Source organism: Microbacterium protaetiae, from assembly GCF_004135285.1.
Taxonomy (GTDB): domain Bacteria; phylum Actinomycetota; class Actinomycetes; order Actinomycetales; family Microbacteriaceae; genus Microbacterium; species Microbacterium protaetiae.
In genome coordinates, this window is the sequence record NZ_CP035494.1 from 2,966,083 (window position 1) to 2,987,557 (window position 21,475).

Sequence of the window (21,475 nt, forward strand, 5' to 3'; positions counted from 1 at the left end):
GTTTCTGCATTCAGCCCCAGCGGTAGCCCGCGCCGCGCACGGTGACGATGTGGTCGTGTCCGATCTTGCTGCGCAGGTATCGCACGTACACATCGACGACGTTGGAGCCAGGGTCGAAGTTCAGACCCCAGACTTCGCGCAGCAGCCACTCGCGACTGAGCACCTCGCCGGGGTGCCGGAGGAACTGCTCGGCCAGAGTGAACTCCCGGGCCGACAGCTCCACATCACGGCCCCCCACCGTCGCGCGGCGGGCAAGCAGGTCGAGTTCGACGTCGTCCTGGGCGAGCATGAATCCGCGCTTGGGCGTGGATTCGCGAAGTCGTGAACGCACCCGCGCCAGAAGCTCCTCGAACGCGAAAGGCTTCGGAATGTAGTCGTTGGCGCCCGACTCCAGACCCTCGACGGTGTCGCGCGTGCTGGTGCGTGCCGTCAGCATGATCACCGGAATGGTCGATCCGCCGCCGCGAAGCGCTCGGAGAACCTCGAAGCCATCCATCTCGGGGAGACCGATGTCGAGCAGGACGAGGTCGACGTCGCCGGAGAGCGCGATCTCCAGCGCGCGGTCGCCTTCTTCGGCGACCACAGCCTCATATCCGGCAGACTCCAGGCCGCGCCGAATGAACGACGCGATCTGTGGCTCGTCTTCCGCGATCAGGATACGTGTCATTCCGCCGCCTCTCGTTGCAGGACCACATCGCCCGCCCGCACCGGCTGCGGCAGCGACGGTCCGGATGCGCGTACCGGGATGTGCAGCACGAAGGTCGCCCCGCCTCCGGGGGTGTCAGCGATGTCGCAGGTGCCGCCGTGCGCCTTGACGATGGCATCGACGATGGCCAGCCCCAGTCCCGAGCCGCCCACCGACCGGCGCCCGCCGCCACGATCGAAGCGTCGGAAGATGCGGTGGCGCGCGGCCGGTGCGATACCGGCCCCGTGGTCACGCACCCACAGTCGTACTTCGCCGTCGACGGCGCTGCTGCCGACCTCGACGGGCGCACCGGTGGGGGTGTACTTGGCCGCGTTGTCGGCCAGTTGCAGCCACGCTTGCAGCAGGCGGTCGGGGTCGCCTCGGACTTCTCCTTCGGCGACCGCCTCGATGTGCCAGGTGTGGCCCGGGATGACCTCGACAAGTTCGCCCAGACGGCGTGTGAGAGCGGCCACGTCGATGTCGCGCATGGTCACGGCGTCTCCGCCTTCCACCGAGGCGAGCATGTCGATGTCGGCCACCAGGCGGGTCATCCGGTCGAGCTCGGCGATGCCGAGGGCGCGGGTGTTGTCGACATCGGCCGGGTCTGTGGCATCCATCAATTCAAGATGGCCGCGTACCACCGTGATCGGGGTCTTCAATTCGTGGCGCACGTCGTCGAGCAGCTGACGCTGCACGTCGACGGAGCCCTCCAGACGGTCGAGCATGGAATTGACGGTGCGCGTCAGGTCGGAGATGTCATCGTTGCCCTGAGTGGGAATGCGCGCTCCGAGATCGGCGATGGTGATCGAATCGGCCGTGTCGCGCAGGTGCCGGATCGGAGAGAGCAACCGGCCGGTGACCAGCCACCCGACACCGCCGATCGCGGCGAGCACCACGAGGGCGGCGATGGCGTACGTGAGCATCGATGCGTTGACCGGCCGCAGCTCGGCGCCCAGGTCGATGGCCCGGATGTAGACGCCCTGCGCGGGATCGCCCTGCATCGTCACCGGGATGGCGATGTAGCGAAGCGATCCCTGCGGGGTGGCGACGGTCCCGCGCACGCCCTCTCCGGCCGCTTCTGCCTCGGCGACGGCACGGTCGATGAGTACCGTGTTGTTCGAGATGTCGAAGCCGCTCAGCGTGCGCGGCTGGTAGCGGGCGCGGCCGTCGATGACGGCCACGGATGCCTCGTTCTGGGCCGGAACCAGGCGAGCGACGGCATCGTGCAGGTAGGCGGCCACCGAGGTGTAGTCGGTGATGTCGAGTCGCTCGGTCGCGGTGGTCATCGTGGCGCTCGGTGTCGGGGCGGGAGTGGCCGGTTCATTTTCGGCAGCCACCGTGCGCAGCGCATCGACCTGACTGTACAGACGAGCATCGACGCCGGAGAGCACGCGCTCGCGCTGGACGAGGAACGTCACGCTGCCGACGACCGAGAGGCCGACGCACGCCACGGCGAGGATCGCCCCCAGAATCCGGGTGCGCGCGGAGATCGGTCGGCGCGAGCGGTGCACGGTGCCATTATCGCCCCCGCCGCCCGATCTCACGCATTCGGGTGGTCGTCAGCCCGCGTGCGTCATCGACAGAAGGTCGAGCTTCTCGTCGAGCTGCGCCTCGGTGATCTCGCCGCGCTCGACGTATCCGAGGTCGATCACCGACTCGCGTATCGTGATACCCTTCGCGATCGCGTGCTTGGCGATCGCGGCGGCGGCCTCGTAACCGATGATCTTGTTCAGCGGCGTGACGATCGACGGCGACATGCCCGCATAGGCGGCCGCACGCTCGACGTCGGCCTCCAAGCCGTCCACGGCCTTGTCGGCCAGGGTGCGCATGGCGTTCGACAGAAGCCGGATGGATTCCAGCAGAGCGGTGCCCATGACCGGGATGGCGACGTTCAACTCGAAGGCGCCCGACGCACCGGCCCACGCGACGGTCGCATCGTTGCCGATCACGCGCGCGCACACCATGAGGGTCGCCTCGGGCAGAACGGGATTCACCTTGCCCGGCATGATGGACGAGCCCGGCTGAAGGTCGGGAATGTGCAGTTCCCCGAGCCCGGTGTTCGGACCCGACCCCATCCACCGCAGGTCGTTGTTGATCTTGGTCAGCGAGACCGCGATAGTGCGCAGTGCGCCGGAGGCCTCGACGAGACCGTCCCGGTTCGCCTGGGCCTCGAAGTGGTCTTTGGCTTCGGTGATCGGCAACTCGGTCTCGGCGGCCAGCAGTTCGATGACCTTCTGCGGAAAGCCGAGCGGCGTGTTGATTCCGGTGCCGACGGCCGTGCCGCCCAGGGGAACCTCGCCGACGCGGGGGAGGGCGGCGCGCACGCGCTCGACGCCCAGGCGCATCTGCCGCGCGTAGCCGCCGAATTCCTGCCCGAGGGTGACCGGCGTTGCATCCATCAAGTGGGTGCGACCCGACTTGACGACATCCTTCCACTGCTCCGCCTTCGCCTCGAAGGCGACCGCCAAGTGGTCCAGCGCGGGGATGAGGTCGTCGATGAGAGCCTGGGTCACGGCGATATGCACCGACGTGGGGAACACGTCATTGGACGACTGCGAGGCGTTCACATGGTCGTTGGGATGCACCGGCGAGCCCAGCGTGCGCGTGGCCAGGGTGGCCAGCACCTCGTTCATGTTCATGTTCGAGCTGGTGCCCGAACCCGTCTGGTACACGTCGACCGGAAACTGGTCGTCGAACGCGCCGCTGACGACCTCGTCGGCGGCGGCAGCGATAGCGTCAGCGACTCCGCCGTCGAGCACTCCGAGTTCTTTGTTCGCCAGGGCGGCGGCCTTCTTGATGCGGGCCAGTGCCGCTATCTGTGCCGGCTCGAGCCCCGAGCCCGAGATGGGGAAGTTCTCCACGGCGCGCTGGGTCTGGGCTCCGTAGAGCGCCGTTGCGGGAACCCGCACCTCACCCATGGTGTCGTGCTCGACGCGGTACTCGGTCTCAATCACTTCTTCGTTCCTCCTGAATATGAACGGGCTCACAGCCCGGGGATCGACACGGCGCCTTCGACGACGTGCGGGACGACGGTTCCCTCGCCGAGTCGGTACACCGCACCGACGATGCCCACGCGGCCTTCGGCGACGGCCGCGGCGAGGATGCTCGAGGCCTGCAACAGCTCGTCGACGGTCTCGCGGATGTGCTCGATGCCCACTGCATCGGCGTCGGCATCGTGCGGCACCGTCTGGTGGGTGCGGGCGACACGGTGCACCGTGGGCACGATGGGGGCGATCAGGCGCCAGATCTTCGCCGGCAGCTCGGGCGCGTCAGGGCGCGTGCTGTCGATAGCGGCGCGCACGGCGCCGCACGCCTCATGCCCGAGCACGACCAGAATCGGCACATTGAGGATCGCGACGGCGAACTCGATGCTGCCGACCATCGAGGGGGAGACGACCTGACCGGCGTTGCGGACCACGAACATGTCGCCGAGTCCCTCGTCGAAGACGATCTCGGCGGCGGGGCGCGAATCGGAGCACCCGAAGACGACAGCGTGGGGATGCTGGCCGTCGGTCAGTTCGCGACGTCGGTCGGCGCTCTGACGGGGGTGCAGGACCGTCCCCTCGACGAAACGTGCATTCCCCTCGGCGAGCCTGTCCCAGGCCTGCTGCGGGTTCAGCTGCACGCGCGTCGATGTCATTTCGTTTCCTCTCGCATCGCTTCGATCTGATCGGTCATGCCCGTGGCTGCCACCGCTGCGGTCTTCGCATCGGTGGCGCCGTAGACGAGGATGCGGTCGGTACCGGCGTCGGTGGCGATCGCGTAGCTGACGTTGCCGGCCCGCTCGGAATCGCGGATCGCATAGTGCGTCCACTCGAGGCCGTCGATGGTCACCGTGCCGTCGGCGGTGGCGCCCGAGAGCAGCCGGGCATCCCACGCGCTGTCGGCATCGAAGCCCTGCGCGATGTTCAGAAAGCCGGACTTCTCGCCGGTGGCGTACACGATCGACCAGGTGGGCGTGGCGTCGCCTGTGACACGGGCCGCGTTGGCCCGCCACGTGTCGGGCACCTGCGGCACGACGATCGCACGGTCGTATGACGACATCGCCTCGTTCGCCACGGAGGCGACGTCGACCGGCGCGGATTCATCCATCGAGCCTCGCGGCACGATGAGAACTATCAGCAGGACGACGGCCAGGATCGCGATGAGTGCGGCCGCGAGGTTGCGTACCGTCTGGCTGGATCGGTAGACCCGCGAGGATTCGGCCTTGCGGGTGGCCGTCTCCTCGGGCGTCTCGGGGCGCCCGAGTTCGGCGACGATGCGTTCGGAGGGCGACATCAGCCGTCGTTCTCCACGTGCGTACGGGCGTCGTCGAGCCGGCGCTTGGCGCCCAGCAGCCACTGTTCGCACCGGTTCGCGAGTGCTTCGCCGCGCTCCCACAGCGCCAGCGAGTGCTCGAGCGTGGGGGCGCCCTGCTCGAGTTCGGTGACCACGCGCACCAGCTCGTCGCGTGCCTGCTCGAAGGTGAGAGCGGCGACGTCAGCGGCGGCGGGAGTGGGATCCGTCATGCTCTACAGCTTAGTTCCGCCTTCAGCGGGCGCCGACTCCGAGACCTCGCCCTCCGAGACCGCAGCGACCGAGCCGCGGTCGACGGTGACGGTCAGGAGCGTGCCCGTCGGCGCCTGGGCGGCGTCCCGCACGATAGTGCCATCGTGCAGGTGGGCGATGGCATAGCCACGTGCCAGGGTTGACGCCGGCGACAGCGCGCGCAGCGACGCGCGCAGTTCGGCCACGTGACGCGACTGGCTCTGCAGCTGACGGTCGACGGTGTCGCGCCCGCGCGCAGCCAGCAGCATCAGGTCATGTGTGCGTGGGATCAGGAGCGATTCGGGATCGCGCAGCACCGGCCGACTGCGCAGCTGCTCGAGCTGGGCGGCATCGTGCGCGATGCGGGTGGTCAGGCGGGTGCTCAGGCGGGAACGCAGCTGGGCGACCAGGGCCCGTTGCTCGCCGACATCCGGTACCACGCGTTTGGCGGCGTCGGTGGGCGTGGATGCGCGCAGATCGGCCACGTCGTCGAGCAGCGGTCGGTCATTCTCGTGGCCGATGGCGCTGACCACCGGCGTGGATGCTGCAGCCACGGCCCGCACGAGTCGCTCATCGCTGAATCCCAACAGCGTCTGGGGGTCGCCGCCGCCTCGAGCGATGATGATCACATCGACCTCGGGATCGGCCTCGAGTTGCGCCAGCGCGGCGAGGATCTCAGGCACGCACCGGTCACCCTGCACGGCGGCATGCACGGTGCGGAACCGTACCTGCGGCCAGCGCAGTTCCGCATTGCGGTGGACATCGCGCTCGGCGTCGCTGAGCTCGCCGGTGATCAGACCTATACAGTGCGGCAGGAACGGAAGCGGCCGCTTGCGCGTGGGATCGAAGAGCCCTTCGGTGCGCAGCTGCGCGCGCAGGCGCTCGAGTCGCTCCAGCTGAGCACCCAAGCCGTCGTGCCGCATCTGCGAGACGACGAAGCTGAAGTCGCCGCCCTTGGCGTAATAGTCGGGTTTGACGCAGGTGACGACCCGATCGCCCACCGTGAGATCGTCGGTGATGCGCGCGCGCGCACTTGACCACAGTCGAAACGACAGAACGGAGTCGCCGGACAGGTCTTTCAGCCGCCCGTAGACCGATCCGCCGCGCACATTCCACGATGTGATCTCGCCCTCGACCCACACCGACCCCCACTTCTGCACGAAGCCGTGGATGGTCTCGTTCAGGCGTGAGACCGAGGTGGGGCCGTCACTGGACGAATCGCGCGGATGGATCGAGTCGGAGGGAACCGGTGCGGCCGCGGCATCCGCCGACGTGTCGGGCAGGAACGAGGTCATGGAGTCCTTCCGTCGCGGGCAGGCCGCTCACAGCGAGGGCGACCGTACAATCAGGGGATGAGCACCCCCGAGGTCCGCCTGCCCGTGCCGCGCGTTCCCGCGCCCCGGGCCGCCCGGCGTCGTGCGCCGCTCCAGGATATCCCGGTCGACGGACACAAGCGCGTGCTGCTGGCCGCTCCGCGGGGTTTCTGCGCGGGCGTTGATCGGGCGGTCGCGGTGGTCGAGCGCGCGCTCGAGCAGTACGGCGCGCCGGTGTATGTGCGCAAACAGATCGTGCACAACGTTCATGTGGTCCGCGAGCTCGAACAGCGTGGGGCCGTGTTCGTCGACGAGGTCGACGAGGTGCCCGTCGGTGCGCGCCTCGTCTTCAGCGCGCACGGGGTCTCACCCGCCGTGCGCGACGCCGCGCAGGCCCGCCAGCTGCAGACGATCGATGCCACGTGCCCACTGGTGACGAAGGTGCATCGCGAGGCCGTGCGCTTTGCGAGGGATGACCGCGAGATCCTGCTCATCGGGCACACCGGACACGAAGAGGTCGAGGGCACGGCCGGCGAGGCGCCCCGACACGTCACTGTCGTGAACTCGCCCGAAGACGCCGACACCGTCGAAGTGCGCGACCCGTCGCGGGTCGTGTGGCTGTCGCAGACGACGCTGTCGGTCGACGAGACGATGCAGACCGTGCGTCGACTGCGTGAGCGGTTCCCCGAGCTGGCCGATCCGCCCACCGACGACATCTGCTATGCGACGCAGAACCGGCAGACCGCGATCAAGAAGGTAGCCGCCGATGCCGATGTCGTCATCGTGGTGGGCTCGGCCAATTCGTCGAACAGCGTGCGCCTCGTCGAGGTGGCCCGGGAATACGGGGCTCGCGCGGCATACCGGGTCGATCACGCCGACGAGATCGCCCAGGAATGGCTCGACGGGGCCGCGGCCATCGGGGTCACCAGCGGCGCTTCGGTGCCCGAGGTGCTTGTGAACGAGGTACTGGCTGCGCTCGCCGACGCCGGCTACGTCGACGTCGAAGAAGTGCACACCGCTGAAGAGGACCTCACCTTCGCCCTGCCCAAGGAACTGCGAACGGATGCCGCGGACCGGGCAGCCGCGGGCGGTCGGGGAGGGCACGTCGATGAGTGACTCGACCCCACGACCGGAGCGTCCGCGTCCGCAGTACGGCGAATACGCGAGCGCCCAGGAGCAGCGGGCACGCATTCGCACGCCGCTGTACGACGAACCCGTGGCGGCATCACCGACGCCGGCCCCGGTTCGCCCGGCCCTGACGCCGCCGGCCAGGTGGGCATCGTCGGATGCGCAGAAGACGGCCGCACGGCAGTCGGTCAACCGCATGATCACGATCGCGCTGCTGGCGTACGGAGCCTTCGAAGTGGTGCGCAGCGTTTTCGGCTTCCTCGACCCGACGGCGACGTACGACGCTCTGTACCGGATGATCGGCGTGCCCGGCTCGTTCAGCGCTACGTCGGCGGTCCAGCCCTGGCTGACGATATCTCTCGTGGTGCTCATCGGTGGTTACCTCGTCACCGCACTTGTGTCGGTCCTGGCGATGCGCGCCGGACGGCGCTCCTGGTGGATCCCCCTGGTCGGCGCTGTGGTGACCTACGCCGTGGTCTCGGTGCTGCTGACCGTGCCCGTCTACGGCGATCCGGCCTTCCAGGAGTACCTGTCGGGGCTTCTCGAGAATCCGCAATAGCCGACGGCACGGCAGACTGGACTCATGCGCTCTTTCCGTATCGCCACACTGGCAGCCGTCGTCGTCCTGCTGGCCACCGGAACCGCACTCAGCGGTTGCAGCGCCGACGCCGGACCCGCGACGGTGCTGGCCACGGCTCAGACCAGCGCGGGAGAGATCGTCACCGACGCCGATGGGCGGGCGGTCTACCTCTACAGTGACGACGAGCAGGGGGCGGGGCAGAGCGCGTGCGAGGGGACGTGCCTGGCGGCCTGGCCCGCGGTGACGACATCGTCGAAGGACCCACAGGGCGACGGGCTGACCGCAGAGATCGGTGAGATCCCCGCCGCCGGTGGCGGCTACCAAGTCACGCTCGATGGATGGCCGCTGTACTACTTCGACGGCGATACCGCGCCGAAGATGATCAAGGGGCAGGGGATCGGCGGCGTGTGGTGGCTGCTCGCCCCCGACGGGCAGCGCATCACCGACATCGGGCGCTGACCGCGGGGCAGACCACCACCCATACTCGGAGCAACGGCACGGCGGCCTGGACGGTTCTGGTGAACCCACGGCGGTTCTGCGTCGTTCCCCTGACGAGGAGGTGGGGATGTCGGCGGCGGACGAACGGCTCACAGCACTCTACGAGGCCCACGCGCGGCCCGTCTGGCGCTACGTCGTGTCGCTGACGGGCGACCGGTCGGGTGCCGACGACATCGTGCAGGAGACGCTGCTGCGTGCCTGGCGCAGCCCCCGCATCCTCGCGCAGGACCCGGCGACGGCGCGCGCGTGGATGATCACCGTCGCCCGGCATCTCGTCGTCGACGACGTGCGCAGTGCTCGGCACCGTCACGAGCGGCAGGTGGCGGACCCGCCCGATCGCCAGGTCGCCGACGACACGGAGCGGCTGCTCGAGGCCATTCTCATCGAAGAAGCGCTGCGCACGCTGAGCGCCGAGCACCGTGCCGTCATCATCGCCGCGTATTACGGCGGCCGCAGTGTGGCGCAGACGGCCGCCGAACTCGAGATCCCCGAAGGAACCGTGAAGTCGCGCCTGCATTACGGGCTTCGGGCGCTGCGGCTCGCGCTGCAGGAGAAGGGAGTGATGCGATGACCAGCGAGCACACGCGCTATGCGGAGTGGGACGCGGCGTACATCCTCGGCGCTCTCTCGGTGGCCGAGCGCAGTGAGTTCGAGGCACACCTGGAGGGGTGCGCGCGGTGCCGGCAGGCGGTCGCCGACCTGGCACCGACGGTGGCGCTGCTGCCGCGTCTGTCAGAGCGCGAGGTCGGCGCACTCGAGCGTCACGAGGAGGACCCCGATGTCGAGGTGGATGCCGCCGCTCGAGCGCACCTCGCCTCGCTCGCGCACGCGCGCAAGCGTCGCCGTCGGCGCGCATGGTGGATAGCTTCGGCGGCCGCGGTCGTGCTCGTCGTGGCCGCCGTCGCCACTCCGGTGACGATCGCCGCCGTCTCGTCTCCGGCGGCGACGTTCGCTCTGGAAGAGGTGCGGGATGTACCGCTGACCGCCTCGGTGCGACTCACCCGCGCCGACTGGGGGACCCAGATCGATCTGGACTGCCGGTACGCCGCAGGATCCGACGGGTACGTTCCCTCCGGGGGACGGGAGTACGTGCTGGCTGTCGTGGACGCGGATGGGCTGACGACGACGGTGTCCACCTGGCGGGCCGGTCCGGGGTCAGACGCACGGCTGAGAGCGGCGACGGCGACTCCACTGTCGCGAATCGACGCCATCGAGATCCGGTCGGCTGACGGCGTCGTGTTGATGCAGCACGCGCTCGATCGCGGGGCGGAGTGAACCGAAGTCCACCCGCTCTCGTGTCACCGACGACGCCGCACTCCACGGCGGCACAGAGCGGAGGGCGACCATGCACCACATCAAAGCAGCGGCGACGGCAGGGGGTCTTGCCGTCTTGTTCGCGCTCGCCGGATGCGCGGGATCATCGGGGCCGGCGGATACCGCGGGTGGCGGAGGGGCGAATGCGTATGGGCCGGCGACGTCGTCGTCCGCCTCGGGCAGTGCCGTCCTGTCGACCGCCGACTCATCGCTGGGCACGATCGTCATCGACGGCTCGGGGATGACCGTGTACATGTTCGATGACGACACGAAAGGCACGACCACATCGGCGTGTACGGGCACATGTCTCGTGAATTGGCCGCCGGTACTCACCGATGGGAGCGTGCCGTCGCTTCGAGGAGTGAGCGGACAGGTCGGTCTCATCGACGCCGCCACCGGGAAGAAGCAGGTCACGCTGGACGGCTGGCCGTTGTACTACTACGCCGGCGATCGCCGAGCCGGAGACGTGAACGGGCAGGGTGTCGGCGGCATCTGGTGGGTGCTCGGCGCGGACGGCACGGAGATCCGCGGCTGAAATGAGGGATGCCCCGGCTCGCGCCGAGGCATCCTTCATCGTCGTCAGATCAGGACTGGCTCTTGCCGAACGAGCCCAGCTGCTTGGTCGCTTCGACGACCCGGGCGGCCATGGCTGACTCGGCGACCTTGCCCCAGGCACGCGGGTCGTACTGCTTCTTGTTGCCGACTTCGCCGTCGACCTTCAGCACTCCGTCGTAGTTGCTGAACATGTAGCCGGCGATCGAGCGCGTGAACGCGTACTGGGTGTCGGTGTCGATGTTCATCTTGATGACACCGTGGGCCACGGCCGTGGCGATCTCTTCGTCGGACGAACCGGACCCGCCGTGGAAGACCAGGTCGAGCGGCTTGGCGCCGGTGCCGAAGCGTTCGGCGATACCCGCCTGGATCTCGCCGAGCAGTTCGGGGCGCAGCTTCACATTGCCGGGCTTGTAGACGCCGTGCACGTTGCCGAAGGTGAGGGCAGCGATCCAGCGGCCGGCCTCACCGAGCCCGAGCGCCTCGACGGCCTTGGCCACGTCGCCCGTCGTCGTGTAGAGCGCCTCGTTCGAGCCCTCATGCTTGACGCCGTCTTCCTCGCCGCCGACGACGCCGATCTCGACCTCGAGGATCGCGTTGATGTTCTTCACGCGGGGGAGAAGCTCCTTGGCGATATCGATGTTCTCGGCGAGCGGCACGGCCGATCCGTCCCACATGTGCGACTGGAAGAGGGGGTTGCGGCCGGCCTTGACCTCTTCTTCGGAGGCGGCGATCAGCGGCAGCACGAAGTCGTCCAGCGCCGGCTTCGGGCAGTGATCGGTGTGCAGGGCGACGGTGATCGGATAGTTCTTGGCGACCTCGGTGGCGAACTTCGCGAACGCTATGGCTCCGGTGGCGCGGGCCTTCACGCTCTGCCCGGCGAAGTAGTCGGCGCCGCCGGTGGTCACCTGCAGAATGCCGTCCGATCCGGCCTCGGTCAGACCCTGAAGGACGGCGTTGATCGTCTGTGAGCTGGAGACATTGATGGCCGGGTACGCGAAGCCGCCCGACTTTGCGCGGTCGAGCATCTCTGCGTACTGGTCGGGGGTGGCGACGGGCATGGCGTGCGCTCCTTGGTCGTAGGTGGGTCGACTCCTCACTCTAGCGAAGGGGCTGGCGCGCGAGCAGGGGGCGTCGGCGTGCACAGAGCAGGTCCGTGTGACAAGACGGAAAGAAATGCATCTTCTTCCACCGAGTGTGGTGTGAACTGGGACGATTTCTGCGCGGCACGCAGATATGGTGGGCACATGGTGAGTCTCACGGCCGACATGAACAATCCCGCTCCTTCCGATGCATCCGGGCACGCAGCGCCGCTGCGTCCCGACCGCAACCTTGCGCTCGAACTCGTTCGGGCCACCGAGGCCGCGTCGATCCGCGCGGTGCCCTTCATCGGCCGGGGCGACAAAGAAGGTGCCGACGGGGCGGCCGTCGACGCCATGCGCGCGTTCATGACGACCGTCAGCTGCGACGGCACCATCGTCATCGGTGAGGGTGAGAAGGATCACGCTCCGATGCTGTTCAACGGAGAACAGGTCGGCAACGGCCGGGGCCCCAAGTGTGACATCGCCGTCGACCCGATCGACGGCACGACGCTGACCGCGGCCGGACGCAACAACGCGCTGTCGGTGATCGCCGTCTCTGATCACGGCACGATGCTCGACGCCTCGAGCGTCTTCTACATGGACAAACTGGTGACCGGGCCGGCCGGCGTCGGCGTCGTCGACATCCGTCTGCCCATCGGTGAGAACATCCGGCTGCTGGCCAAGGCGCTCGGCAAGCCCGTCGACGAGATGGTCGTCTCGGTCCTGCACCGTCCCCGTCATGAGAAGCTCATCGCCGAGATCCGCGAGGCCGGCGCGGGCACCCGGTTGATGACTGACGGTGACGTCGCCGGCGGTATCAACGCCGCCCGCTACAACGCGCGCACCGACATGTGCGTGGGAGTCGGTGGAAGTCCGGAGGGCATCGTCACCGCGTGTGCGATCAAGGCGCTCGGGGGACACATCCAGGGGCGGCTGTGGCCGCGCGACGATGACGAGAAGCAGCGCGCGCTGGACGCCGGCCTGAAGGTCGACGGATACGTGTACGAGGCCGATGAACTCGTGCAGGGGAACAACACGATCTTCGTGGCGACCGGCGTGACCGATGGCGGACTGGTGGCCGGGGTACGTCGTGACGCGAATTACGTCTACACCGAGAGCGTGGTCTTGCGCGGAGTCTCTGGAACACTGCGCCGTATCTCCTCGGAGCACCTCGTCTCAAAGTGGCTCTGAACTGACTCCGGGTGCTGCGCGCCCGCGCCGTTGCCGGGCAACGCCGGTTCGACGTGGGAGAATAGAGCCGCCCGCACGGGCGCAGCATCCGTCAGCAAAGGGAGCCGGTCATGGACGTTCGCAGCGGCGCACCCTCGTCGGAACCCCCCGCCCACACGGGCGCGCATGCCGTCGTCGCTGACGCTCTGTCGCGCACCGGCTCGCATCCGAAGATCGAGGTCGACCCTGCCCGTCGCCCCGACGTGCTGTTTCGCAAGCGCAAAGAAGAGGGCGAGGTGGTCAGCGCCTGGTGGATGATCGGCGCCTTCGTCGTCGTCTCGGGTGTGGCCATCGTGCTCTTCCGCTTCATTCCGGGCGGCTGACGCCTTCGAGTCGCTCGCGGACCTCGCCGAGATCGGCGGGCGCCAGAGGCACGCCGTCGATGAGTTCGGGTGCGGTGAGCCGCCGGGTCGTCTTCTCGATGACGGATGCCTCGCCCAGCGCATCGAGCTTGGTCTGATCAATGCCGGGAAAGCGTCGCGCGCTGACCAGCACTCGCGTCTCGAGCGACCCGGCGAAGCGGTTGTAGGTATCGACGGTGCGCTCGATGGCCTTGCGCAGATCGTCGGCATGGCCGGCGAGCAAGGACAGCCGGCTGTACAGCTCGTTGCCGAGGTCGAAGAGCGCCCGCGCCTCGTGCGAGACGTCTTGCTGGGTCCACGTGTACGCGACGGTCTTCAGCACGGCCCAGAGGTTGACCGGTGAGGCGAGCGCCACGCGCTTGCCGAAGGCGTAGTCAAGAAGCGTCGGATCGTCATCCAGGGCGGCGGCGAGCAGCGACTCGCTGGGCAGGAAGCAGATGACGAACTCGGGGCTTGAGGTCATTCCCGCCCAGTACGTCTTGCGTGCGAGGGCGTCGATGTGTGCACGGACGGCCTTGACATGCTTACCCATCAGCGTGGCGCGGCGCGCTGCTTCTTCACCCGCGGCGGTCACCGGTATCGCGCTGGCCTCGAGGTAGGCATCCAAGGGAACCTTCGCATCGAGGGCCAGGGCCTTGTCGCCGGGAAGGCGGATGACCATGTCGGGGCGCCCTGCGCCCGCATCGGAGGTGATCGATGTCTGCACATCGAAATCGACGAAACGGATGAGACCGGCCGCCTCGACGACGCGGCGCAGCTGCGTCTCGCCCCAGACACCGCGCGTGGTGCCCGAGCGCAGTGCGCCGGCGAGCGACTCGGTCGTGGAGCGCAGGGCCTCTTCGACCTCGTTGGTGCGACGCAGCTGCTCGGCCAGGGTGCCGTACTGGCTGTGTCGATCACGCTCGAGCACATCGACCTTGTGGCCCATCTCTTGCAGCGTCTCGCGCACCGGCTCGAGCGCACGCAGAACCGACTGCTCGCGGCGTTCGCGCTCATCGCGGGCGGCTTGATCGGCACGGGCCTGCTCGGCGAAACCACGGTGCAGATCTTCCTGCCGCGCGAGCTGTTCGCCGAGGCTGTGTGCCCGGCTCTCGGCCGCTGCGGCGCGAGCGATCAGCTGTGCGCGCTCATCCGCTCCGCGTAAGGCGCGCAATGCCCCGCCGGCGAGTACCCCGGCTATGAGGCATCCAATACCGATCACCGCAGCCCAGAAGAAGTCCATGTCGACATCATGACCCAGGCCTCCGACATCGCGTTCTCGCCCTTCAAGAAAGCGGAGCTTTCGCGTCGGGCTTCGGGGAGCCGGGCCGAGCCGAGCCCAGCCCAGCCCTCGGCCGAGCCGAGGAGATCTGCGCAGGAGAGGAGGGTTCTGCCCGATTCGGCCCTCGCTTCGGCCAATCTCCTCGGCCGAGCCGAGGTCTTATGCCGCGAAAACCGGCTCGCGCGCGGGCACCGTAACGTCGATCGTCTTCACTCTCAGCCCGTGCGCGCCGGCGAGCGCATGGAGGTCGGCGGCATCGACGCGCCGTGCCGCATCGATGATGATGTGAGCACACGCCATCGCATCGGCCGTGGCCTCGTGGTGCGTGAAATCGGTGAACCCGGCTGCAGCCGCCGCCGAGGGCAGCCGATACGAGGGCAGGTCGTAGGCCCGGCGCGCCAGCTGCAGGCTGCACAGGTATCGGTACGGCGGGCACAGCTGGCCGGTGGCCTCGCACGCGCGCCGCAGCACCGACATGTCGAAGCCCGCGTTGTGCGCGACGAGCACGTCGGCACCCGCGAACGCCGCGATGTCGCCGAGTTGCTCGCTCCACGTCTTGGCGTGCGCGACGTCGTGTGGTCGGATGCCGTGGATGCCGATGTTCACGTCGAAGAACCGGTCATGGCCGGCCGGCGGTCGGATGAGCCACCCGGTCTTGGCCACCACGGCGCCCGCACGCACACGCACCAGGCCCACCGCACACGCCGACGCACTGCTGGAGTTCGCCGTCTCGAAATCGATCGCAGTGAAATCCAGGGCCACGACCCCACTCTCGCCCGGCGCGCGCTGCCAGACGGTGAGGCGCGCCGGTGTCGGCCGGGGCGCGTCGTAGGCTCGTGACATGGCCACGCGCGAAGAGATGTCACGGTCGTTCGGCGGTGCTGCTGACGTGTATGAGACAGGGCGGCCGCAGTACCCGGCCGAGGCGGTCGAGTGGATGCTGCAGCCCGTGCGCGGCGCCGATGGCCTGGTGCGCGTGGCCGATGTGGGCGCGGGCACCGGCAAGCTCACGCGTGCGCTCGTCGACGCCGGCGCCCAGGTGGTCGCCGCAGATCCGGATGCCGCGATGCTCGCCGCGCTGCGCGGTGGCCTGCCGGGCGTGACGACGTATGTGGGGACGGGGGAGTCGTTGCCGCTACCGGATGCCGCATTCGATGCAGTCGTCTTCGGCCAGGCCTGGCACTGGGTCGACCCGGTGGCAGCCTCAGCCGAAGTGGGCCGCGTACTGCGACACGGCGGCGTGCTCGGGCTCGTGTGGAACATCCGGGACACTGACGTGCCGTGGGTGGTCGAGCTCGGCGAGATCATGCACGGCAGCAACGCCGAGATCATGATGGCCGAGGGCGGGCCCGAAGTGAGCGCTCCCTTCGATGGTCTCGAGTCCCGCTCGTGGCGGTGGGCGCGCCCGATGACCCGAGAACAGCTTTTCGACATGGCGCATTCACGCAGCTATGTCATCACGGCAGAGCCGACCGAGCGTGAGCGCATCGACCGTGAGCTTGGTGCGTTGTTCGACCGGATCGGAGCGGTCGGCGATGCGCCGGTTGACCTGCCGTACGTGACCACGGCGTTCCGCGCGCTCCGGCCATAGGCCGGGTCGCGGCATCCGCCCCCGTAGACTGGATGCCCGTGGCCCTCACCATCGGAATCGTCGGACTGCCCAACGTCGGCAAGTCCACCCTGTTCAACGCCCTGACCCGCAACCAGGTGCTCGCGGCGAACTACCCGTTCGCGACGATCGAGCCCAACATCGGGGTGGTGAACCTGCCTGACGCGCGGCTGGATCGACTGGCCGAGCTGTTCCACAGCGAACGGATCGTGCCCGCGACAGTGTCGTTCGTCGACATCGCGGGTATCGTGCGCGGCGCGAGCGAGGGTGAGGGGCTGGGCAACCAGTTCCTCGCGAACATCCGCGAGGCCGATGCCATCGCGCAGGTGGTGCGCGGGTTCTCGGACGACGACGTGGTGCACGTCGAAGGCGGGGTCAACCCGCGCAATGACCTCGAGACGATCGGCGCCGAGCTCATGCTGGCCGATCTGCAGACCATCGAGAAGGCGCTGCCGCGGTACGAGAAGGAAGTCAAGGGCAAGCGGCTCGATCCTGCTGTTCTCGAGGCTGCCGTGGCAGCCAAGGATGCTCTGGACCGTGGTGTGCTGCTCTCGGCAGCGGGCGTCGACCTTGCCCCGATCAAGGAACTGGGGCTGCTGACGGCCAAGCCCTTCATCTTCGTGTTCAACGTTGATGAGGCGGTGCTGACGGATGCCGCGCGCAAGGCTGAGCTCGAGGCGTTGGTGGCTCCCGCGCACGCGGTGTTCCTCGACGCGAAGATCGAGTCTGAGCTCATCGACCTCGACCCGGAGGACGCGAAGGAACTGTTGGAGTCGACCGGGCAGGACGAGTCGGGGCTGGACCAACTCGCCCGGATCGGGTTCGACACCCTTGGGCTGCAGACGTATCTGACAGCCGGCCCGAAGGAGGCCCGCGCCTGGACCATCGGCAAGGGGTGGAAGGCGCCGCAGGCGGCGGGAGTCATCCACACCGACTTCGAGAAGGGCTTCATCAAGGCCGAGGTCATCTCGTTCGAAGACCTGGTCTCACTGGGGTCGGTCGTCGAGGCACGTGCGCACGGCAAGGCGCGCCTGGAGGGCAAGGACTACGTCATGCAGGATGGCGACGTGGTGGAGTTCCGCCACAGTTAGGCATCAGGTAGAGGGGAGTCGCAGTGTTCTCAGTCCTTGCGCACTACACCAGCGGTACTGGCGTCCGTGGCATCGTCGAAGGAAAGTCGCTGTGGGCTAGCCACGTCGCCTTCCTCAATGATGCCTCGGAGTTTGAGTACGCGTTCACTCTCGCTCGCGAGATCATCGAGAGAATCAACTCGCTCCGTGAAGACTGGGCCCCGCGGTATCCGAAGCTCGCCGAACTCATCACTCACGAAAGCACGCACCTTGAGCGGGGGAGTCTCCCGGACGTCTTCGTGACATCTCTGACGACGAAGACAGAAGATCTCAGTCAGTGGCGGGGATACACAAGCGCCGGCGACGGATACACGGTTCTATTTGACGCTGAGAAGCTCCGGGACCACGCAAACGCTCTGGGCTGGCGCCTCGTTCCGGTCCAGTACGAGGGCAGCGGCGCGGTCGCAGCCGTGGTTGAAGCCACCTTTCGAAAGCTAGACGACGGCATATACGCTGACGCCGAGTCTGCATTCCGTGGGTTCCAGGATGTGCTGTTCGAGGTGGCTCCTACTCTGAAGCACGATGCATTCGATGCCGAGCAAGAGTGGCGCTTGATCTCGCCGCCCGACGTTGACCCGACGGCGATCAAGTGGCGCTCTGGTGCGAGTTTTCTAGTGCCATATCTTGAGTTCCCGTTACCGCAAGCAGACTCCGGCGTCATCGTGGGGTTCGGGGTCGGTCCGGGGCCGAACGGTGATCTTGCGAGCTCGGCACTCCTGAAGTACATCAACCAGATGGGCCACCACGTTGGCGTTGGGATGCCGGGTATCCCTTTCCGCCCCTGGTAGGTGGCGGACCCAGGTCTTGCCCCGCCGGACAGCGTCGAACATCTATCTGCACGAACAGTACGTCGTGGAGTTCCGCCACAGTCAGGCATTTGGCAGAGGCGACACGCTGCTACCGTGCGCTGGGCAGGTCAAAGGGTGCTTCCCATTTCTCGCGCTCAAAGAGCTCATTCAGGGGCATGGCGAGCGCCTCGACCATTTCCGGGTGTTCCGCGAGGTCGTTTATCCGCATGCCGATTGCGTGAAGGTTGAGAATGTGTGTTTCAGGCCAGGCGACATCTCGCCGAACTGCAACCAGGAAATCCGCCATGAGTCGCATGATGACCAACGTTGGGGGCGACGAGTTCGCTGCAGTGCGATACCTGTAGAAGGCCTCAACGACCTCATCTGACCCCCAAACTGTGACGAAGGTTTGGAAGTCAGCGATCACGTCCTCAAGCTTCTTGGTCGCCGCAGCATTGCGCGAGGGGGTAAGCATGTCGCCCAAAGTCTGTAGAAACGGCTGGTAGAGCTCGTACTTCTTCTGGGCGACTCGGTCTTCTAACGCTCGAAGTCTGGCCGATTCGTGTTCGGCGCGTTGAGCGCGACGGGCTGATTTTGAGGCCCAGAGCGCGGAGAAGATGGCAACAGCCGCCGGTATAACCAGTGCCACGATCTGCAACCACAGGGGGAGTGTCATGCTTCTGAGTGTGACATGGAGTCCCGGACCGCATAGGTAATGTCAGGAAGGCGACGTGGTGGAGTTCCGGTTTAACGTATAACGTTATTGACGCTCTGCGTTATACAGTGCTCGTGTGATCAGATCGTTCGGTAGCAAGGAAACCGAACGGCTGTGGCGACGCGAACGTGTGCGCTCGATCGATCCGGGGATCCATCGGGTCGCGCTGCGCAAGTTGCGTCAGGTCGGATCCGCTGAGTCGCTCGATGACCTCCGCGTCCCATCCGGCAACCGGCTCGAAGCGCTGAAACGTGACAGGGTTGGCCAGCACGGCATCAGGATCAACGACCAGTGGCGGATCTGCTTCGTGTGGACGCCCGCCGGACCGGAGGAGGTGGAGATCGTTGACTATCACTGACAAGATTCCCCCGATTCACCCGGGCGAGGTCCTCATGGAAGATTTCATTGAGGGCTTCGAGATTACTCAGAACAAGCTCGCGGTCGCCATCGGCGTGCCGCCACGCCGCATCAACGAGATCGTGCACGGTAAGCGCGGGATCACGGCCGATACGGCACTCCGTTTGGAGCGCTACTTCGGTGTCTCGGCGCAGTTTTGGCTCAACCTGCAGACGCGCTACGAGTTGGACCTTGCCGAGGATCGGATCGCCGAGCAGATCGCCGCGATCACCCCGCTGAAGGTTGCGTGAGCGGGGGCCCGGAACGCCGACTCGTTCGCAAGGTCGTCGGCTACGTCATGCGTGACCAGGAGCTGCTCGTCTTCACTCACGATGATGTCCCGCTCGAGATTGCGGGAGTCCAGGTGCCAGCCGGGACGATCGAGAAGGAGGAAGCGCCAGACGCCGCAGTCGTGCGTGAGGTACTGGAAGAGACTGGTCTTGCTCTTCGCGTCGTCAGATCCCTGGGTACGGCGCGATACGACATACGGCCCTCGAAACCCGAAGTGCACGAGCGGCATTTCTTCCAACTGGCGCCTGTGGAGGATGATCTACCCGAGCGATGGTCTGCCGGTGAGGAATATCCTTCCGATGGCGGTGATGTTCAGCGGTGGACGTTCCGCTGGATTCCATTCGAACAGGCTCACGTGCTGTGTGCGGGGTTCGGAGCGCGTCTCGGCGAGATTGTCCCGGACACCCAGTGATACCGCTAATCGTGACGTAACCCGGTGGAGCTCCGGGTTGACGTCTAGATGAGTGAGTCCGATTGTCTTTAGTGGTCGTAGGCGATGAGGGATCTCTTTGAGGGTGCGCCTGTGAGCCAGTTGTGCCAGATGCCGGCGGCGAGGGCGAGTAGGCGGGCCGCGACGCGGGAGTAGACGCCGGCGACGGTTCGGCCGCCGTGTTCTTCGAGTGTGAGCTGGCCCTTCAATGTGTCGAACACGGACTCGACCCATTGCCGGATGCCGCCGAGTTTCCCGAAACGTTTGTGCTCGTCCTTGCGGTCTGGACGGATCAGGTGAGCGCCCAGCTCCTCGGTGACGAACGTCTCAAACTGGCGGCCGGCGAAGCCCTTGTCGCCGACGATCACCTGCCCGGGTGCGATCAGGTGCCGATCGTGACGCAGCAGCTGCTCGGTGACTTCTCGCTCTCCGATCTTCGGGTTGGCCAGCCCCCAGATGATCGGCATCCCCTCTGGCGTGCAGATCAGGTAGAGCCGGAATCCCCAGAAGAACCGGGAGTGGGAGGCGCAGTACCCGTAGCCGGCATGCCCGGCCAGATCGGAGCGTTTCACTGTCTCCCGGGACTTGCCGCAAGGGACCGGTGTGGAATCGACAAGCCGGGTCACCTCACCGAAGGTAGGGGTATCGCGGGCCAGCTCGGTGATCACAGCGGAGAGCAGTCCGGTCGCCTGACGGACGCGTTTGCCCCACCCGGACTGGGCGGGCAGGTTCGGGAACATGCCCCGCAGGTGTGCGCGGGCGTAACGGATCCACTTCCTGTCGGACGCGATGCCCAGCAGGTGCTGCGCGACCAGTAGACACAGCAACTCGACATCGTTGAGCGCGGGCTTACGACCCGGCCGGTGGTCCCTGGTGAACCCGAGCGCCGGGAGAATCCGGTCATCGAGGTGCACGTAGAGTGTGACAAGGAGGGTGTTGAGCTCGGTTTTCACACATTGGGGTTAACACCCTCCGCCCCTCGTTAACAGCGCCCACGCCGATCAACGACGATCAACCAATAGGACTCACTCATCTAGTCGCGTTCCGGTTCAACATCTCGTCAGCCGACGGCTTGCACGACCTGCATCAGATGTCCGTCGAGGTCCTCGACCCACGCGATGAGCAGGCGACCGAGCCATGCCTCCGGCGTCTTGATCGGCTTTGCGCCGAGTTCGACGAGCCGCGCATAGCCAGCACGAACGTCGTCAGTCCAGAGGATCACAGCTGCGCGCTGGCCTTCAGTGACCGGGTCGAGGCCGTGGTCGTTGCGCGTGCTCGATTCGGCGGCGAGGCCGAGCCGGTATCCGTCGAGGACGAGATCGACGTGGATCGGGGTACCTGCTGTTGGCGTGCGAAACGCCTCCTCGAAGCCGAGCGCGGTATAGAAGACCAGTGCACGATCGATATCACGCGTGAACAGGACGATCTGAGGAGTCCGGAAAAGGCTCATCCATCGAGTCTGGATTGGCCCGTCAGGTGCTGCAACTGAACGGTGCGCTCGAGAGAGATACGGGTACCATGACCATTTCGTCCGCGCACGGCAACGTGAAGTTGCCGTATGACATTCCGAGGCTCCCACGTGTC

Annotated in this window: 27 protein-coding genes; 14 read left to right on the forward strand and 13 right to left on the reverse strand. The window is 66.9% G+C overall.

The annotated features are described in order from the left end of the window. Positions 1-10: 10 nt before the first annotated feature. From ET475_RS13715 to xseA, 7 genes are read right to left on the reverse strand one after another with little or no spacing between them, the layout of a single operon-like run. Positions 11-667, reverse strand: a complete 657-nt coding sequence (locus ET475_RS13715; protein ID WP_129391388.1) for a response regulator transcription factor — start codon at positions 665-667, stop codon at positions 11-13. After that, complete coding sequence (locus tag ET475_RS18010; RefSeq protein ID WP_207205354.1) at positions 664-2,196, reverse strand: sensor histidine kinase; 1,533 nt, start codon at positions 2,194-2,196, stop codon at positions 664-666. The genes ET475_RS13715 and ET475_RS18010 overlap by 4 nt, the downstream gene beginning before the upstream one ends. Positions 2,197-2,244: 48 nt before the next feature. Beyond that, positions 2,245-3,639, reverse strand: coding sequence for a class II fumarate hydratase (locus ET475_RS13725; protein ID WP_129391391.1), 1,395 nt, complete (start codon positions 3,637-3,639; stop codon positions 2,245-2,247). Positions 3,640-3,668: 29 nt separating this feature from the next. Next, positions 3,669-4,325 carry a carbonic anhydrase gene (locus tag ET475_RS13730; protein ID WP_129391394.1) on the reverse strand — a complete coding sequence of 219 codons (657 nt, stop codon included), beginning with the start codon at positions 4,323-4,325 and terminating at the stop codon, positions 3,669-3,671. Next, positions 4,322-4,963, reverse strand: a complete 642-nt coding sequence (locus tag ET475_RS13735) for a DUF4245 family protein (RefSeq protein WP_129391397.1) — start codon at positions 4,961-4,963, stop codon at positions 4,322-4,324. Before ET475_RS13735 ends, ET475_RS13730 begins: the two co-directional genes overlap by 4 nt. Further along, on the reverse strand, positions 4,963-5,193 hold the full coding sequence (locus tag ET475_RS13740; protein ID WP_129391400.1) for an exodeoxyribonuclease VII small subunit: 231 nt from the start codon (positions 5,191-5,193) through the stop codon (positions 4,963-4,965). The genes ET475_RS13735 and ET475_RS13740 overlap by 1 nt, the downstream gene beginning before the upstream one ends. A gap of 3 nt (positions 5,194-5,196) precedes the next feature. Further along, positions 5,197-6,507 (reverse strand): exodeoxyribonuclease VII large subunit, encoded by a 1,311-nt coding sequence (xseA, locus tag ET475_RS13745; protein ID WP_129391403.1) that lies wholly within the window; start codon positions 6,505-6,507, stop codon positions 5,197-5,199. Positions 6,508-6,564: 57 nt separating this feature from the next. On the opposite strand from xseA, the gene ET475_RS13750 reads away from it, so the two are divergent. The 6 genes from ET475_RS13750 (at position 6,565) to ET475_RS13775 (ending at position 10,580) form a co-directional block, all read left to right on the forward strand. Beyond that, positions 6,565-7,641, forward strand: coding sequence for a 4-hydroxy-3-methylbut-2-enyl diphosphate reductase (locus ET475_RS13750; protein ID WP_129391406.1), 1,077 nt, complete (start codon positions 6,565-6,567; stop codon positions 7,639-7,641). Next, positions 7,634-8,212, forward strand: coding sequence for a DUF6264 family protein (locus ET475_RS13755; RefSeq protein WP_129391409.1), 579 nt, complete (start codon positions 7,634-7,636; stop codon positions 8,210-8,212). The genes ET475_RS13750 and ET475_RS13755 overlap by 8 nt, the downstream gene beginning before the upstream one ends. A 24-nt stretch (positions 8,213-8,236) precedes the next feature. Further along, positions 8,237-8,692, forward strand: a complete 456-nt coding sequence (locus ET475_RS13760) for a COG4315 family predicted lipoprotein (RefSeq protein ID WP_129391412.1) — start codon at positions 8,237-8,239, stop codon at positions 8,690-8,692. A gap of 106 nt (positions 8,693-8,798) precedes the next feature. Next, positions 8,799-9,302: a sigma-70 family RNA polymerase sigma factor gene (locus ET475_RS13765; RefSeq protein WP_129391415.1), complete on the forward strand. Its 504-nt coding sequence runs from the start codon at positions 8,799-8,801 to the stop codon at positions 9,300-9,302. Beyond that, positions 9,299-10,006: an anti-sigma factor family protein gene (locus tag ET475_RS13770; RefSeq protein ID WP_129391418.1), complete on the forward strand. Its 708-nt coding sequence runs from the start codon at positions 9,299-9,301 to the stop codon at positions 10,004-10,006. The genes ET475_RS13765 and ET475_RS13770 overlap by 4 nt, the downstream gene beginning before the upstream one ends. 70 nt (positions 10,007-10,076) lie before the next feature. Further along, positions 10,077-10,580 carry a COG4315 family predicted lipoprotein gene (locus ET475_RS13775; RefSeq protein ID WP_129391421.1) on the forward strand — a complete coding sequence of 168 codons (504 nt, stop codon included), beginning with the start codon at positions 10,077-10,079 and terminating at the stop codon, positions 10,578-10,580. A 49-nt stretch (positions 10,581-10,629) separates the two neighbouring features. On the opposite strand, the gene fbaA is transcribed toward ET475_RS13775, so the two are convergent. Next, positions 10,630-11,658 carry a class II fructose-bisphosphate aldolase gene (gene fbaA / locus ET475_RS13780; protein ID WP_129391424.1) on the reverse strand — a complete coding sequence of 343 codons (1,029 nt, stop codon included), beginning with the start codon at positions 11,656-11,658 and terminating at the stop codon, positions 10,630-10,632. Positions 11,659-11,844: 186 nt separating this feature from the next. On the opposite strand from fbaA, the gene glpX reads away from it, so the two are divergent. Both glpX and ET475_RS13790 read left to right on the forward strand, forming a co-directional pair. Beyond that, positions 11,845-12,870, forward strand: coding sequence for a class II fructose-bisphosphatase (glpX, locus tag ET475_RS13785; RefSeq protein WP_422879916.1), 1,026 nt, complete (start codon positions 11,845-11,847; stop codon positions 12,868-12,870). Between the two features lie 110 nt (positions 12,871-12,980). Beyond that, positions 12,981-13,232, forward strand: coding sequence for a UDP-N-acetylmuramyl pentapeptide phosphotransferase (locus ET475_RS13790; protein WP_129391427.1), 252 nt, complete (start codon positions 12,981-12,983; stop codon positions 13,230-13,232). Here ET475_RS13790 and ET475_RS13795 read toward each other — a convergent pair. Both ET475_RS13795 and ET475_RS13800 read right to left on the reverse strand, forming a co-directional pair. Continuing rightward, positions 13,216-14,493 (reverse strand): DNA recombination protein RmuC, encoded by a 1,278-nt coding sequence (locus ET475_RS13795; RefSeq protein WP_129391430.1) that lies wholly within the window; start codon positions 14,491-14,493, stop codon positions 13,216-13,218. The two genes, ET475_RS13790 and ET475_RS13795, sit on opposite strands and share 17 nt — an antisense overlap. Positions 14,494-14,691: 198 nt before the next feature. Further along, positions 14,692-15,294, reverse strand: a complete 603-nt coding sequence (locus ET475_RS13800; RefSeq protein WP_129391432.1) for an exonuclease domain-containing protein — start codon at positions 15,292-15,294, stop codon at positions 14,692-14,694. Positions 15,295-15,373: 79 nt separating this feature from the next. Between ET475_RS13800 and ET475_RS13805 the strand changes: the two genes are divergently transcribed. From ET475_RS13805 to ET475_RS13815, 3 genes are read left to right on the forward strand one after another with little or no spacing between them, the layout of a single operon-like run. Further along, positions 15,374-16,123, forward strand: coding sequence for a class I SAM-dependent methyltransferase (locus ET475_RS13805; RefSeq protein WP_129391435.1), 750 nt, complete (start codon positions 15,374-15,376; stop codon positions 16,121-16,123). Between the two features lie 38 nt (positions 16,124-16,161). Beyond that, positions 16,162-17,232: a redox-regulated ATPase YchF gene (gene ychF, locus ET475_RS13810; RefSeq protein WP_129391438.1), complete on the forward strand. Its 1,071-nt coding sequence runs from the start codon at positions 16,162-16,164 to the stop codon at positions 17,230-17,232. 23 nt (positions 17,233-17,255) lie between these two features. Next, a complete protein-coding gene (locus ET475_RS13815) occupies positions 17,256-18,059 on the forward strand; it encodes a DUF2971 domain-containing protein (protein WP_129391441.1) in 804 nt (267 codons plus the stop codon). 109 nt (positions 18,060-18,168) lie between these two features. On the opposite strand, the gene ET475_RS13820 is transcribed toward ET475_RS13815, so the two are convergent. Next, a complete protein-coding gene (locus ET475_RS13820; protein ID WP_129391444.1) occupies positions 18,169-18,735 on the reverse strand; it encodes a hypothetical protein in 567 nt (188 codons plus the stop codon). Positions 18,736-18,850: 115 nt separating this feature from the next. Here ET475_RS13820 and ET475_RS13825 point away from each other — a divergent pair, with 115 nt between their 5' ends. From ET475_RS13825 to ET475_RS13835, 3 genes are read left to right on the forward strand one after another with little or no spacing between them, the layout of a single operon-like run. After that, a complete protein-coding gene (locus tag ET475_RS13825; protein WP_129391447.1) occupies positions 18,851-19,132 on the forward strand; it encodes a type II toxin-antitoxin system RelE/ParE family toxin in 282 nt (93 codons plus the stop codon). After that, entirely contained in the window at positions 19,119-19,421 is a 303-nt protein-coding gene (locus tag ET475_RS13830) for a HigA family addiction module antitoxin (protein ID WP_129391450.1), read from the forward strand. The genes ET475_RS13825 and ET475_RS13830 overlap by 14 nt, the downstream gene beginning before the upstream one ends. After that, positions 19,418-19,873 carry an NUDIX hydrolase gene (locus ET475_RS13835; RefSeq protein WP_242497644.1) on the forward strand — a complete coding sequence of 152 codons (456 nt, stop codon included), beginning with the start codon at positions 19,418-19,420 and terminating at the stop codon, positions 19,871-19,873. Before ET475_RS13830 ends, ET475_RS13835 begins: the two co-directional genes overlap by 4 nt. Positions 19,874-19,941: 68 nt before the next feature. On the opposite strand, the gene ET475_RS13840 is transcribed toward ET475_RS13835, so the two are convergent. Both ET475_RS13840 and ET475_RS13845 read right to left on the reverse strand, forming a co-directional pair. Continuing rightward, positions 19,942-20,844 (reverse strand): IS982 family transposase, encoded by a 903-nt coding sequence (locus tag ET475_RS13840; RefSeq protein WP_129389508.1) that lies wholly within the window; start codon positions 20,842-20,844, stop codon positions 19,942-19,944. Between the two features lie 107 nt (positions 20,845-20,951). After that, on the reverse strand, positions 20,952-21,341 hold the full coding sequence (locus ET475_RS13845) for a VOC family protein (RefSeq protein WP_165310940.1): 390 nt from the start codon (positions 21,339-21,341) through the stop codon (positions 20,952-20,954). Between the last annotated feature and the right edge of the window lie 134 nt (positions 21,342-21,475).